Source organism: Kitasatospora sp. NEAU-69 (genome assembly GCF_057158765.1).
Genome location: NZ_JBWXUE010000015.1, coordinates 92,133 through 106,030, shown reverse-complemented (window position 1 = coordinate 106,030; position 13,898 = coordinate 92,133). Strand labels below are relative to the sequence as shown.

The window sequence follows — 13,898 nt, the reverse complement described above, 5'->3', positions numbered from 1 at the left end:
GCCGGGCTACTACTTGGCCAGCCCCAGCGCCGGCATCATGTAGTAGAAGGCGAACACCGCCGCCACCGCGTACAGCGCGACCGGCACGCTGCGTCCGCGGCCGGTGGCCAGGCGCAGGACGCAGAAGGTGATGAAGCCCATGCCGATGCCGTTGGTGATCGAGTACGTGAACGGCATCAGCACCATGGTGAGGAACGCCGGGATCGCGATCGTGTAATCGGACCAGTCGATGTCGCGGATCGAGTTGGCCAGGATCAGGAAGCCGACCGTGATCAGCGCCGGGGTGGCGGCCTGGGCCGGGACCATGGTGGCCAGCGGGGTGAGGAAGAGCGCGACCATGAAGAGCGCGCCGGTGACCAGGCTCGCGACGCCGGTGCGGGCGCCCTCGCCGACGCCGGCGGTGGACTCGACGAAGCAGGTGTTGGCCGAGGAGGAGGTGGCGCCGCCGAGGGCGGTCGCGATGCCGTCCGCCATCAGGACCCGGTTGATGCCGGGCAGGTCGCCGTTCTCGTCCAGCAGGTGGGCCTCGTCGGCGACGCCGAGGATGGTGCCCATCGCGTCGAAGAAGCTGCTCATCAGCACGGTGAAGACGAACAGGATGCCGGTCAGCAGGCTGACGTGGTGGAAGCCGCCGAACAGGCTGACGTTGCCGACCAGGTGGAAGTCGGGGGTGGCGATGGGGTTGCCGGGCCACTTGGGGACGGTCAGGCCCCAGGCGCCCGCGGGCAGGTCGGCGAGCCGCTCGATGACGACCGCCACGACCGTCATCGCGGCGATCGAGATCAGGATCGCGCCGGGCACCTTGCGGACCACCAGCACCATGGTGAGCAGCACGCCGAGCACGAAGACCAGCACCGGCCAGCCGTGCAGGTGGCCGCCGATGCCGAGCTGGAGCGGGACGGTGGTGTGCTCGACGTCCGGGACCCGGCTGACGAAGCCGGAGTCGACCAGGCCGACCAGGGTGATGAACAGGCCGATGCCGATCGCGATCGCCTTGCGCAGGCCGAGCGGGACGGCGTTCATCACCCGTTCGCGCAGTCCGGTGGCGACCAGCAGCATGATGCAGAAGCCGGCCAGCACGACCATGCCCATGGCGTCCGGCCAGGTCATCCGGGGGGCGAGCTGGAGGGCGACGATGGTGTTCACGCCCAGGCCGGCGGCGAGGCCGATCGGGACGTTGCCGATCACGGCCATCAGCAGCGTGGTCAGCCCGGCGGTCAGCGCGGTCGCGGTGACCAGCTGGGAGAAGTTCAGCGCCTGCTTGTTCACGTCCACGGCGTTGGACAGGATGATCGGGTTCAGCACCAGGATGTACGCCATGGTGAAGAACGTGGCGACGCCGCCTCGGACCTCGCGGGGCAGGCTGGAGCCGCGCTCGGAGATCCGGAAGTAGCGATCGAGGGCGCCCCGCGGGGGTGTGGGCACCGGGGGCTCGGGCGACTCGACGGTCGGCTGCGCCGCGGAAGGCATGCGATATGTCCTCTGGTGGGGGCTGAGGAGGGTTTTCAGTATGTGTTCACCGGTCGTACCCGCGCTATCTGCGCGCGTAGATCCGGCAGGCGAGGGGCAGACGAGGAGCAGCCGAGGGGAAGAGAGGAGACGGACGGCGACGGGCCACCCCGTACGCTTTCCCTCATGCCGAAGACCCCGCTGCGCCCCTCTCCCCCGCCGCTGGAAGCCAACGACGTCGCGATCGTCGGCGGCGGCACGGCGCTGTGGTTCGTGGGCTTCCTGGTGACGCTCGCCTTCCACGGCACGCTCTCCGCGCACGGGCACGGCAACTGGCCGTGGATCTGCCTCGCCGGCAGCCTGCTCGGGCTGATCGGGCTCTGGTACACCCGGGCCCGCCGGGCGGCGATCGAGCGCGACCGGGTCGCCTCCGGTAGCTGAGCCCGGCTCAGGTCAGCCCAGCTCAGCGGCGAGCGCGCACCCCCACCAGACCCCCACCCGGTCGGCCCGATATCCGCCTTCAGTACCACGCACCGGACATTTCGCCCCCGTAGAGTCGGTGCCATGACGCACCCCGCGCCCGAGACCGGTCCGCCCGCACCCGCCGAAGGCGCGCACGCCTGCGGTCCCGGGCACGGCCGCAGGCAGGGGCTGAGCAGCACCGAGGTCGCCGAGCGCGTCGAGCGCGGGCTGGTCAACGACGTCCCGGCGCGCTCCAGCCGGTCGGTCGGGGAGATCGTCCGGGCCAACGTCTTCACCCGGTTCAACGCGATCATCGGCGTGCTCTTCGCCGTGATCCTGGTCGTCGGCCCGATCCAGGACGGCCTGTTCGGCCTGGTGATCGTCGCCAACACGGCGATCGGCATCATCCAGGAGGTGCGCGCCAAGCGGACGCTGGACAGCCTGGCGCTGATCGGCGAGGCCCGCCCCGAGGTGCGGCGCGACGGCCAGGTGGTGTCGGTCGCGGTCGCCGGGATCGTGCTGGACGACACCGTGCTGCTCGGCATCGGCGACAAGGTGATCGTGGACGGCGAGGTCACCGAGGCGGACGGCCTGGAGATCGACGAGTCGCTGCTCACCGGCGAGCCCGATCCGGTGTTCAAGCACCCGGGCGACGCCGTGATGTCCGGCAGCTTCGTGGTCGCCGGCGCCGGCGCGTTCACCGCCACCCGGGTCGGCCGCGAGGCGTACGCGGCGCAGCTGGCCGAGGAGGCCAGCCGGTTCACGCTGGTGAAGTCGGAGCTGCGCTCCGGCATCGACACCATCCTGCGGTTCATCACCTACCTGCTGATCCCGACCGCGATCGGCCTGGTGATCAGTCAGTGGACGGTCGAGCACAACGACTGGCGCGAGGCGGTGCGCCGCACGGTGGCCGGGATCGTGCCGATGGTGCCGGAGGGCCTGGTCCTGCTGACCTCGGTGGCCTTCGCGATCGGCGTGGTCCGGCTCGGCCGCAAGCAGTGCCTGGTGCAGGAGCTGCCGGCGATCGAGGGGCTGGCCCGGGTGGACACGGTCTGCCTGGACAAGACCGGCACGCTCACCGAGGGCGGCATGGACGTGCTGGAGCTGCGCACCCTGGACGGCTCGCCGACCCCGCTCGCCGACGGCGCCCCGACCGCGCCGGCCCCGAACACGCCGGCCCAGGGCCCGCCGACGGTCCGGCACATCCTGGCCGACCGGTCGGTCATCGAGCAGGCCCTCGGTGTGATGGCCGGCGCCGACGCCCGCCCGAACCCGAGCATGCAGGCGATCATCGACGCGTTCGGCGCCGAGGCGCAGCGGCAGGAGGCCCAGGGCAACTGGCGGGTGATCGAGGCGGTGCCGTTCTCCTCGGCCCGCAAGTGGAGCGGCGTCCAGCTGCTGGAGCCCTCGGGCGCCGAGGCGAGCTGGCTGCTCGGCGCGCCGGACGTGCTGCTCGCTCCGGAGCACCCGGCGCTCGGCGAGGTGGACCGGCTCGGCGCGCAGGGCCTGCGGGTGCTGCTGCTCGGCCGCTCCCCGGTCGCCATCGACGCCCCGGACCCGGCGAAGGCCCTCCAGCCGCTCGCGCTGGTGGTGCTGCAGCAGCGGGTCCGCGCGGACGCCGCCGCCACGCTGCGCTACTTCGCCGACCAGCAGGTGCAGGCGAAGGTGATCTCCGGCGACAGCGCCGTCTCGGTCGGCGCCGTCGCGGCGGGCCTGGAGCTGCCCGGCGCCGAGCACCCGCTGGACGCCCGTTCGCTGCCCACCGACCCCGAGCAGCTCGCCGACACCGCCCAGCGGACCACGGTCTTCGGCCGGGTGACGCCGCAGCAGAAGCGCGAGCTGGTCGGCGCGCTGCAGTCGCGCGGCCACACGGTCGCGATGACCGGCGACGGCGTCAACGACGTGCTCGCGCTCAAGGACGCCGACATCGGCGTCGCGATGGGCTCGGGCAGCGAGGCGACCAGGGCGGTCGCGCAGATCGTGCTGCTGAACGACAGCTTCGCCACGCTGCCCTCGGTGGTGGCCGAGGGCCGCCGGGTGATCGGCAACATCGAGCGGGTGGCCGGGCTCTTCCTGGTGAAGACGGTCTACTCGGTGCTGCTCGCCATGCTGGTGGTCTTCACCCAGGTGCCGTACCCGTTCCTGCCCCGGCACTCCACCGTGCTGAGCGCGCTGACCATCGGGATCCCGGCGTTCTTCCTGGCGCTCGCGCCGAACAGCGAACGGGCCCGGCCCGGCTTCGTCCGGCGGGTGCTGCGCCTCGCCATCCCGGGCGGGGTGATCGCCGGGGCGGCCACCTTCACCGCGTACGCGCTGGCCCGGGCCGACCACGCGACCGACCTGAAGGCCGACACCAGCGTGGCCACCCTGACGCTCTTCATCGTGGCGATGTGGGTGCTGGCCATCGTGGCCCGCCCGTACAGCTGGTGGCGGCTGCTGCTGATCGCCACCATGTGCGGGGCCTTCGCGCTGGTGCTGCTGGTGCCGTGGCTCTCGGACTTCTTCCAGCTCAAGCTGGTCGGCTTCCAGGACCCGTGGACGGGCGTGGCGATCGCGGTGGTGGCCGGGCTGCTGCTCGAACTGAGCTGGTACTTCGTCCAGCGCGGCCCGGACGCCCCGGAGCCGGCCACTACCGGAGGCCCTAGTTGAAGAAGGTCCTGGCCCGGTCCAGCGCCCCGGTGTCCTCGCTGACCTGCCCCGGCCGGTTCGCGTAGCCGAGCAGCGCGCCGCCCCAGCGCATGCCCATGTACTCGCCGCTCAGCCGCACCGTGCCGACCAGCGGATCGGCCGCCCGGTGGTCCTCGGTGGCGAGCGCGGTGACCGACCAGATCGTCTTGCCGGCCATCCGCGGCTTGAAGTCGGCGCCCGGCACCCGCATCCAGCCGGCCCAGTAGTCGAGGTAGAGCTTGGCATCGGCCGAGAGGCTGTACCAGTACAGCGGCGAGGCGATCACCAGGTCGGTCGCGGCCTGGGTGGCCTCCAGCAGCAGCTGCTCGTTGCCCGACGGCTGCGGGTAGACACCGTCGCCGTCGTGCCGGCGGTCCACGAACGGCGGCAGCGGCAGCTCGCTGAGCCGCAGCCAGCGCTGCTCGGTCCCGGCGGGCAGCTGTTCGGCGGCCCGCCGGGCGAGGAGTTCGGTGTTGCCGTCGAGTCGGGAACTCGCCAGCAGGAACAGGAAGCTGCGCTCGGCCGTGTCGATCATGAAATCAGCCTAGCGAGCTCAGCCCTCGAAGTCGCGGGCGGCCGAGAGCTCGTAGGCACGGTCCGGCTCGGTGAGCGCGGCCAGCACCTCGAACCGCCGGTGCCACTGCCCGACCGACCAGGCCAGTCCGGCCGCCAGGCCCTCCGGCGTCGCGGCGTGCAGCAGGCCGGGAACCGGCGGGACCTCGAACTCGTCGGCCTCGTCCGCCTCTTCGACCGCCTGCGGGTCGTACGGCAGCTCGGGGGTCGGCGCCGAGGTGTCCCAGCGCCAGTCCACGGCCGCTTCCTCGCCGTCCGGGCCGACCACCAGCAGCTCCTCGTGCTCCTCGTACGCGGCCGGGCAGCCGGGCAGCAGCTCCCGCACGAACGCCGGCACCCGGTGCAGCGCGCCCTCCGAGAGCACCCGCCCGCCGGCGATCTCGCTGGCCAGCGAGACGTGCAGCCGCTCGGCCAGCGCGGGGGCCAGCGCCGGCGCGACCGGCAGCAGCGGGTAGGAGTGCAGCAGCTGCACCAGGTCGGGTGCGTCGGCCACCACCGCCTCGGTCGCGTCCACCACGACGGTGTGCCCGGGGCGCCGCCCGGTCTCCTCGTCCAGCGGCGGCAGCGCGCGGACCACGTCCAGCGGCTCGACGTCCTCCGATGCCGAGGCCAACGCCGTGTAGATGCCGTGCAGTTGGCGGTGCGCCACATCGCTGACCGGGTCGGTCAGCCGGTCCAGCAGCTCGTCCGGGCCGTGCGGCTCGGCGAGCAGCGCGGCGAGCGTGGTGCGCACCCCGAGGGCGTGCAGGAACTCCTCGTCCAGCGTGGTGCGCGCCTCGTCGTAGAGGCCGCGCAGCAGCGGGTCGGCGCCGGCCGCCCGCAGGCCGGCCGGCTCGCGGCCGTCCAGCACCGGGTGGTCGCGCAGCCACCAGGCGGTGTACGGCGGCAGGTCGGCGTAGCTGCCGTCCGGCAGCAGCGCCCGGACCGGCGTGACCACCGCGTCGCGGTACGGCGGACGGGCCAGCAGCGCGAGCGCCTGCGGCCAGGCGTCGTCATCGACCAGGTCCAGGTCGCGCACCACGAGCAGCTCGGCGGCCACCGGGGGCACGCCGACCTCGTCGGCATCGTCCGCGTGCAGCGTCTCCAGCGCCTCCTCGCACCAGTCCGCCAGACCGTCCGGAGCCTCGTCCAGCAGCCCGGTCGGGGTGCCGCCCACCGCGCGGTCGGCGGAGACGGTCGGGTCGAGCCGCTCCATGTCGTCCGGGTCGAGCACCGCGTCCTGCGCGCAGACCAGCACGAACTCGCTCAGCACGCCGGCCGCCGCGAGCACCTCGCCGCCCCAGCGCTCGACCAGGTCCTCATCGACGAACGGCGCGTCCTCGGGGCGGGCCAGCCGCGCCAGCACGCTGTCCGGCAGGACCAGCTCGCCGGCCCGGGCCAGCTCGCCCTCGTCGTCCGGCAGCGCGAGCCGGGCCAGCCACGGGTGGTCGCCGGGCTTCGCCTCGGCGGCCCGGACCAGCGCGAGCACCGCGTCGGCCAGCTCGGCGGCGGCCTCGAAGTCCTCCTCGCCGACGTCCAGCGAACGGGCCACCGCGGCCCGCACCTCAGGCGTCTGCAGCACGCCGACCGGGGTCGCGGTCGCGGCGCCGAGCTTGGCCAGCAGCGGATGCGCGGCGTCCGGGTGGGCGAGGCGCAGATCCAGCAGGTCCAGCGCCTCGGCCAGCGACTCGGGGTAGCCGGGGAAGCCCGCCCAGTCGCCGGCGTCCGAGGGCAGCAGCACCCGGCGCGGCCCGGTCACGGTGCGCCCGGTGGCCAGCGGCACCGGCAGCGCGCCGAGCGCCTCCGGGTCGGCGCCGGCCAGCGCTCCGTACAGGCTGCGCCACCAGGCCGGCTCGCGGTCCAGACCGCCGAGCTGGTCCACCACCTCGGCCAGCGGGATCCGGCGCACCTGGAGCGCGCGCAGCTCGGCGCGCCGCTCCAGACCGGCCGGCAGCAGGCCGGGGAAGACCGGGGCCAGCGCCTCGATCACCGAGGAGTCCGCGCCCTCCAGCAGCGTGGCGTCGCGCGGGCGCAGCGCCGGGGTGCCCTCCTCGACCGCGGCCGGGTGCGGCAGGAACGCCGTGCCGGGCAGCCGGGAGAGGATCGCGGTGCGCAGCGCGTTGTCCAGCGCGCCCTGGCCGAGCGGGCCGGGGACCAGCGCGAGCGAGCCGAGGTCGGCGCCGCGGGCGCGCAGCAGGTCCGCGTAGGCATCGGCGGCGCGCTCGGTCAGGTAGTCGGTGAGCGGCCCGGGCGCGACGTGCCGGCGGGTCGAGTCCAGCGGGTACGAGGCGATCAGCAGCGCGGGCACGCCCAGCGGCTCCTCGCTCGGGGTCGGCGCGTGCAGCACCGGCGCCACCGGGAGCGGCTGCGGGGTGCCGGCCGCCGAGACCGGAACGGCCCAGGTGACGGTCCAGTACGGGCGGGCCCGCTCCTCGACCGGACGGTCCGCCAGCAGCTCCGGCGGCAGCGTGCCGGTCGTGGTGACGGTCTGCCAGCTCGACCGCACGTCGGTGGCCGGCGAGCTGTCGGTGAGCACGACGGTGCCCAGGCCGTCCTCGTCGCGCTCGGCCGCCGAGCGGGTCAGCGTGCGGATCCGGCCGTCCGGCAGCTCCACGACCACCTCGGCCAGACCCGGCAGGGTGAGCAGCAGCGCGTCGTCCACGCCCTCCAGCAGCCGGCGGGCGAGGTCGGCCGCGGCCGCGTCACGCAGCGGCAGCAGCACCACGGTGTCGTAGCCGGCCGGCGGCTCGCCCTCGGCCGGCAGCGGCAGCCGGAGCAACGGCAGGTGGCCGTCGCGGCGGCGCAACTCCTCTGCCAGTGCGGGCTGTTCGGCGGCCCGCTGCTCGGTCATCGCCCGTGCCTCGGCGAGCGAGAAGCGCACCCCGCCAGGGCCCGAGAGGATCGCCGGCTCGTCGCTGACCGCCAGCACGGCGGCGAAGCCGACGCCGAAGCGCCCGACGGTCGGGATCACGTCGGCCCGCTTCGAGGAGGCGCGCAGCGTGGCCAGCGACTCGACCGCGGCGGCGTCCAGCGGCGCCCCGGTGTTGGCGGCGGCGAGCACCCCGTCACGCAGCGTCAGCCGCAGGCGCCCCAGGCCCCGGCCGGCCCGGGCGGCGGCGTCGGCGGCGTTCTGCGCCAGCTCGACGACCAGCCGGTCGCGGTAGCCGCCGAGCGCCAGTTCCTCCTCGGCGTTGGCGTCTTCGCGCAGCCGCGCGGGCGAATCCGCCCAGGCGTCCAGCACCCGGCGCCGCAGCTCAGCCGTCCCCAGCGGGTCGGTGCCCTGCTCGTCGCCGCCGCTGCCGATGATGCGAGGCTCCACTTGGACCCGCCGCCTTCCCCGTCCGTCACACGAGATCCTTGGGGGCATTCTCCCTCGTGTGCGACTGCCCGCCGACCACCCCGGAGCGGGGGGCCGGCGGGCAGCCGTCAGGGTGTCGCACTCCGGCCGCCGGAAGGCGGTCAGGAGCCGGCGTCATGGGCGGAGCTCAGGAGTGGCCCAGCTCCTCGGCCGGGGCGTCCGGCTCGACCGAACCGCCGGCCCGGTCGGGGTGCAGCTGCATCGGCTCGACCACCAGCTCGTCCAGGATCAGCTCGGCCGGCACCGGCGGGGCCGGCAGCACCGCGGCCTCGGAGTGACCGCCGCAGCCGTAGGCGAGCGAGACGATCTGGCCGTCCGCCGGACCGTACTCGTTGCCGCAGATGCCGAAGGCCTGGCCCAGCGAGCCGCCGATCGCGATCAGGAACCCGCAGCTGGTGCAGGAGGCGGGCGCCGACTGCGCCATCGGGGTCTGGGCGCCGTGCGCCTTCTCCCAGCGGTCGGCGGCCAGGTGCAGGCCGAGCCGGGAGAGCACCCGGGGGCGGGACATGCCCAGCTCCTCGGCGACCGCGCCGATCTGTGCGCGGGCCGGGGCCGGCTGCACGTGCGGGTCGGTGAGCTCCAGCTCCTCCTCGCCGTCGAAGACGGCGGAGTTCGGCGCCGGCTCGTCCTCACCGGTCCAGCCGGGCTCCAGGCGCAGGTCGTCGGCGTCGGTGGGCAGCAGGTCGCCCGGGCCCAGGTCACCCGGACGCAGCCGCTCGCTCCACGGCACCCACTGCGGCGCCAGTACGGCGTCGGGGCCGGGCAGCAGCACGGTCTCGTCCAGCGTGACGATCTTGGCGCGTGGCGCGCGCGCCACGGTCACCGCCCAGTGCCAGCCGCGGTAGGCGGCGTCCAGGCACTCGAAGGTGTGGGTGACCACCCGCTCGCCCTCGGCCTTGGCGCCCATGTGCTCGCCGACGGCCTCCGCGCCGACCGCCTGCACCGCTGCCTGCCTGGCGAGTTCGACGGCCTCGGCACAGAGCCGGTCGGGGGTACGGCTTCGCATCGCAGCACTCACGGCGTCGGTTCTCTCCAGTCCTATTACCTGCAGCCTAGCGCCCGGTGGCTCGGCCGGGCCGGTCCGGAACGACGCCGCCGGCCTCGGGGCCTCGCGTCGTTCGAACGAACCGCCGGTACCGCATTTGCTCGTGGTACCGCCCCCTATTCTGCGCGACCGGGGGCGCTCCGTGGACCGGCCGCGCCGCCGTCGGGCGAGGCCGTAGGGCCCCCGCGAGCTCCGACGGGAGCGCATACGCGTAGTGCAGGCTACCCGTCGTCCCGGTCCCGGCGACAGCCCGGCAGGCCGCTGTCAACCATCGCGCCCCTCCCGGCCGGGCGATTCGGGCCTGTCCGGCCCGCAGCGGCCGCGCCGAGTGAGCCGCAATCCCTCGTCGTGGACGCGATTGTCAGGCAGGATTGCGTACGTGACGGAAGAACAACCGTCGCAGCAGGCGGAGCCGGTCCCCGTCCCGCGACAACAGCTCTCGGTCCCCCAGGTGGACGCCACGGGCCCACCGCAGGAGGACGGGTCCGGGCTGCCCGGACCGGGCACCACCGACCGGCTCGACGACGATTCGCCCGACGGGACAGCCGACGAGACAGTCGACAAGACGCCCGACGAAACGCTCGACGAAACGGCCGAGCTCCCCGAGACACCCGCCCGGCGCAATCCGCTGATCCGCGGTGCCTCCGCGGTCGGCCTGGGCACCGGCCGAGTGGTGCACGGCACAGGGCGGCGCATCCGCAAGGCCACCTCGGCCGAGGGCGCCGGCGAGTCCGGCCTGGCCAAACTGATCGAGCTGCACGCGCTGAACTCCTTCGGCGACATGCTGATCACCATCGCGCTCGCCTCGACCATCTTCTTCTCGGTGCCGACCACCGAGGCGCGCGGCCGGGTGGCGCTCTACCTGGTCGTCACAATGGCCCCGTTCGCGCTGCTCGCCCCGGTGATCGGCCCGCTGCTGGACCGGGTGCCGCACGGCCGCCGGGCCGCGATGGCGATGTCGATGCTGGCCCGCGCGGTGCTCGCCTGGACGATGGCGAGCTCGATCGCCGACGGCAACCTCGCGCTCTACCCCGAGGCGCTCGGCTGCCTGGTCGCCTCCAAGGCGTACGGCGTGGTGCGCTCCGTCGTGGTGCCCCGGCTCAAACCGGCCCGGATCACGCTGGTGAAGGCGAACTCCCGGGTCACCCTGGCCGGCCTGCTGGCCACCGGCGTGGCCGCCGGGGTGGGCGGGCTGCTGCACCTGATCGGCCCCGGCTGGCCGCTGCGCGGCGCCTTCCTGGTCTTCGTGATCGGCACCCTGATGGCGTTCCACCTGCCGCACCAGGTGGACTCGGCCAAGGGCGAGCAGCGCGCGGTGCTGCACGCCAGCCCGGACCCGGGCCGACCGCCGGCCCCGGCCGCAGCCCGGTCAGCGACGACCACGACGGGCACGACGGCCACGACCGCGAGCACGGCCACGACCGGCGCGCCGCTCCCGGCCGACGGCCCCGAGGCGCCGGCGCCCAAGGTCAAGGCCAGCCTGCGCACGGTCGGCCCGGCGGTGGTCCTGGGCCTGCGGGCGGTCGCGGCGCTGCGCGGGCTCTCCGGCTTCCTGACGCTCTTCCTGGCCTTCCTGATCCGGGTGGACCCGGTCGGCGGGGTGGCGCCGACCGTGGGCCTGGGCCTGCTCGCGCTCGCCGCCGGCGGCGGTAACGCGCTCGGCTCGGTCTTCGGCTCCTGGCTGCGCAGCCGCAACTCGGAGGCCACCATCACGGTGATGCTGCTGCTGGCCACGGCGGCCGCCGTGGCCAGCGCGCTCTGGTACAGCCTGGTGACGGTGATGGTGGTGGCCGCGGTCGCCGGCATCGCCGCCTCGCTGGCCAAGCTGGCGCTGGACTCACTGATCCAGCGCGACGTGCCGGAGGCGGTGCGCACCTCCACCTTCGCCCGTTCGGAGACGCTGATGCAGCTCGCCTGGGTGGGCGGCGGCGCGCTCGGCATCCTGCTGCCGCTGAACGGCACGCTCGGCCTCTCCATCGCGGCCGCGCTGCTCGGCGTGGCACTGCTCTGGACGGTGCTCGCGCTGATCCGTCTGGGGGCGCGCGGCGGCGCACCGCACCCCCGCGTCGCGTGATCGGCAGAGTTGGATAGCCTTCGTCCATGAGCCTCAGCACCCGTGTCATCGCCGGTCTCGGCGCCGTGGTCGTGATCGGCGCCGGGACGCTCGGCGGATCCATCGCCTACGCCTCCAGCCAGAACGCGCCGGTCAGCTCCAAGGCGACCGTCACCATCGGCCGCTCGTCGCAGAACTTCGAGCCGAGCTGCTACAACGGCGGCGCCCCGCTCGACGACGCGGCGAACAAGGCCTGCCAGGCCAAGTCCCTGCAGACCAGCGCGTTCCCGTCGCTCTCGATCCAGAGCAGCGACCGGATCGGCGTCGGCATCGACGTGAACGGCGCCAAGAACGGCTGGCGCGCCTACACCAACGGTGGCGGCGCCCAGGGCACCACCTCGCTGGTGTCGTACCAGAAGGACACCACCTTCTCCGGCCTGATCCCGGCTGCGAACGTGCTGACCCAGTCGCGCGACACCACGCTGACCATCATCGAGTTCGACCCGAAGACCTCCAACACGGCGCAGCCCGGCATCATCGCGGTCTGGTTCCTGAACCTGCGCAACGACGCCCTCCCGGCTGCCCCGGCGGGTTCGCAGGACGCCTCCCAGGGCGGCGCCCAGCAGCAGCAGGGCGGCGGCCAGCCGCAGGGCCAGGACCCGTCCCAGGGCCAGTGACCCCACTGCCACGCAACGGCGACGACGAGCGCCCGACCGCTGAGCCCCTCAGCGGTCGGCTGCTCGTCGTCGTCGCCGTTTCGGCCGAGGCCGAGGCGGTGCTGCGCGGCGCGCCGGCCGGCCGGGTCGAGGTGCTGACCGCGGGCGTCGGGGTGGCCGCCGCGACCGCCGCGACCGCCTTCGCGCTCGCCGCCCGCCGCCCGCCACTGGTGCTCTCGGCCGGGATCGCCGGCGGCTTCGCGCCGCACGCGCCGATCGGCGCCACCGTCGTCGCGGACGCGGTGCTCGCCGCCGATCTGGGCGCCGAGACCCCCGACGGCTTCCGGGACGTCGCCGAGCTCGGCTTCGGCAGCGTCCGGCACACCCCGCCCGCCGCGCTGACCGCGCGGCTCGCCGCGGCCACCGGCGCCACCGTCGGCCCGGTGCTCACCGTCCACACGGTGACCGGCAGCGCCGAGCGGGCCGCCGAGCTGACAGCCCGCCACCCGGGCGCGGTGGCCGAGGCCATGGAGGGCTACGGCGTCGCCGAGGCGGCCGCCCGGCTCGCCGTGCCGTTCGGCGAACTGCGCACCGTCTCCAACGCCGTCGGCCCGCGCGACCGGGCCGCCTGGCGCATCGGTGAGGCGCTCGGCGCGCTGGAACGCGCCTTCGCCGCACTGCCGTACGACACACTCATCGAGGAGGCCACCCATGGCTGAGCCGCTGCGGATCGCGTACTCGCCCTGCCCGAACGACACCTTCGTCTTCCACGCCTGGGCGCACGGCCTGGTGCCGGGCGCCGACGTGCCGCAGGTGACGTTCGCGGACATCGACATCACGAACGGCCTGGCCGAGCGCGGAGAACTGGACGTTCTCAAGATCAGCTACGGCGCGCTGCCCTGGGTGCTGGACGAGTACGCGCTGCTGCCCTGCGGCGGCGCGCTCGGCCGCGGCTGCGGCCCGCTCGTGCTGACCAGGCCGGAGACGCCGGCCGACCTCAGCGGCCGGACCGTCGCGGTGCCCAGCGAGCGCTCGACCGCGTACCTGCTGTTCCGGCTCTGGGCGGCGAAGGCCGTGCCGGGCGGGCTGGGGAAGATCGTGGTGCTGCCGTTCCACGAGATCATGCCCGCGGTGCGGGACGGCCGGGTGGACGCCGGCCTGGTGATCCACGAGGCGCGCTTCACGTACCAGCAGTACGGCCTGACCAAGCTCGCCGACATGGGCGAGGCTTGGGAGGGCGAGACCGGCCTGCCGATCCCGCTCGGCGCGATCATCGCCAAGCGCTCGCTCGGCGCGACCCGGCTGCGCGAGCTGGCGGCGGCGATCCGCGGCTCGGTCGAGGCGGCCTGGGCCGACCCGGCGGCCTCGCGGGAGTACGTGCTGGCGCACTCGCAGGAGATGGACCCGGGCGTCGCCGATCAGCACATCGGCCTGTACGTCAACGAGTTCACCGCCGACCTCGGTCCGGACGGCTACGCGGCCGTGCGCGGGCTGCTGACCCGGGCGGCCGCCGAGGGCCTGGTCCCGGCGATCGCCGAGGACGCGCTGGCCTTCCCGTAACCACCTAAGCCGTAGGCACCGACCCCGTAGGCACCGAACCCGACGGCGAGGGCTACACTGTGGGCGGTGGCGGCCGGCTGGCTGGCGTCGAGAATC

Annotated in this window: 10 protein-coding genes; 6 read left to right on the top strand and 4 right to left on the bottom strand. The window is 74.3% G+C overall.

Annotated elements, in window-relative coordinates:
• Positions 1 to 9 precede the first annotated feature (9 nt).
• A complete protein-coding gene (locus tag AC060L_RS19245) occupies positions 10 to 1,470 on the bottom strand; it encodes an NCS2 family permease (RefSeq protein ID WP_483800024.1) in 1,461 nt (486 codons plus the stop codon).
• 165 nt (positions 1,471 to 1,635) lie between these two features.
• Here AC060L_RS19245 and AC060L_RS19240 point away from each other — a divergent pair, with 165 nt between their 5' ends.
• Positions 1,636 to 1,890 (top strand): DUF2530 domain-containing protein, encoded by a 255-nt coding sequence (locus AC060L_RS19240; RefSeq protein WP_483800023.1) that lies wholly within the window; start codon positions 1,636 to 1,638, stop codon positions 1,888 to 1,890.
• A 123-nt stretch (positions 1,891 to 2,013) separates the two neighbouring features.
• The gene (locus AC060L_RS19235; RefSeq protein WP_483800022.1) at positions 2,014 to 4,560 is read left to right on the top strand and encodes an HAD-IC family P-type ATPase; all 2,547 of its coding nucleotides are present in this window, start codon (positions 2,014 to 2,016) and stop codon (positions 4,558 to 4,560) included.
• Here AC060L_RS19235 and AC060L_RS19230 read toward each other — a convergent pair.
• The 3 genes from AC060L_RS19230 to AC060L_RS19220 all read right to left on the bottom strand — a co-directional run bounded on the left by AC060L_RS19230 (position 4,553) and on the right by AC060L_RS19220 (position 9,494).
• On the bottom strand, positions 4,553 to 5,113 hold the full coding sequence (locus AC060L_RS19230) for a flavodoxin family protein (RefSeq protein WP_483800021.1): 561 nt from the start codon (positions 5,111 to 5,113) through the stop codon (positions 4,553 to 4,555). The genes AC060L_RS19235 and AC060L_RS19230 overlap by 8 nt on opposite strands.
• An 18-nt stretch (positions 5,114 to 5,131) precedes the next feature.
• Positions 5,132 to 8,449 (bottom strand): sacsin N-terminal ATP-binding-like domain-containing protein, encoded by a 3,318-nt coding sequence (locus AC060L_RS19225; RefSeq protein ID WP_483800020.1) that lies wholly within the window; start codon positions 8,447 to 8,449, stop codon positions 5,132 to 5,134.
• A gap of 166 nt (positions 8,450 to 8,615) precedes the next feature.
• Entirely contained in the window at positions 8,616 to 9,494 is an 879-nt protein-coding gene (locus AC060L_RS19220; protein ID WP_483800019.1) for a DUF3027 domain-containing protein, read from the bottom strand.
• 670 nt (positions 9,495 to 10,164) lie between these two features.
• Here AC060L_RS19220 and AC060L_RS19215 point away from each other — a divergent pair.
• From AC060L_RS19215 to AC060L_RS19200, 4 genes are read left to right on the top strand one after another with little or no spacing between them, the layout of a single operon-like run.
• On the top strand, positions 10,165 to 11,607 hold the full coding sequence (locus AC060L_RS19215; RefSeq protein WP_483800133.1) for an MFS transporter: 1,443 nt from the start codon (positions 10,165 to 10,167) through the stop codon (positions 11,605 to 11,607).
• 26 nt (positions 11,608 to 11,633) lie between these two features.
• Complete coding sequence (locus tag AC060L_RS19210; RefSeq protein ID WP_483800018.1) at positions 11,634 to 12,263, top strand: hypothetical protein; 630 nt, start codon at positions 11,634 to 11,636, stop codon at positions 12,261 to 12,263.
• A gap of 5 nt (positions 12,264 to 12,268) precedes the next feature.
• A complete protein-coding gene (locus AC060L_RS19205) occupies positions 12,269 to 12,961 on the top strand; it encodes a futalosine hydrolase (protein WP_483800132.1) in 693 nt (230 codons plus the stop codon).
• Positions 12,954 to 13,802: a 1,4-dihydroxy-6-naphtoate synthase gene (locus AC060L_RS19200; RefSeq protein WP_483800017.1), complete on the top strand. Its 849-nt coding sequence runs from the start codon at positions 12,954 to 12,956 to the stop codon at positions 13,800 to 13,802. Before AC060L_RS19205 ends, AC060L_RS19200 begins: the two co-directional genes overlap by 8 nt.
• Positions 13,803 to 13,898 lie beyond the last annotated feature (96 nt).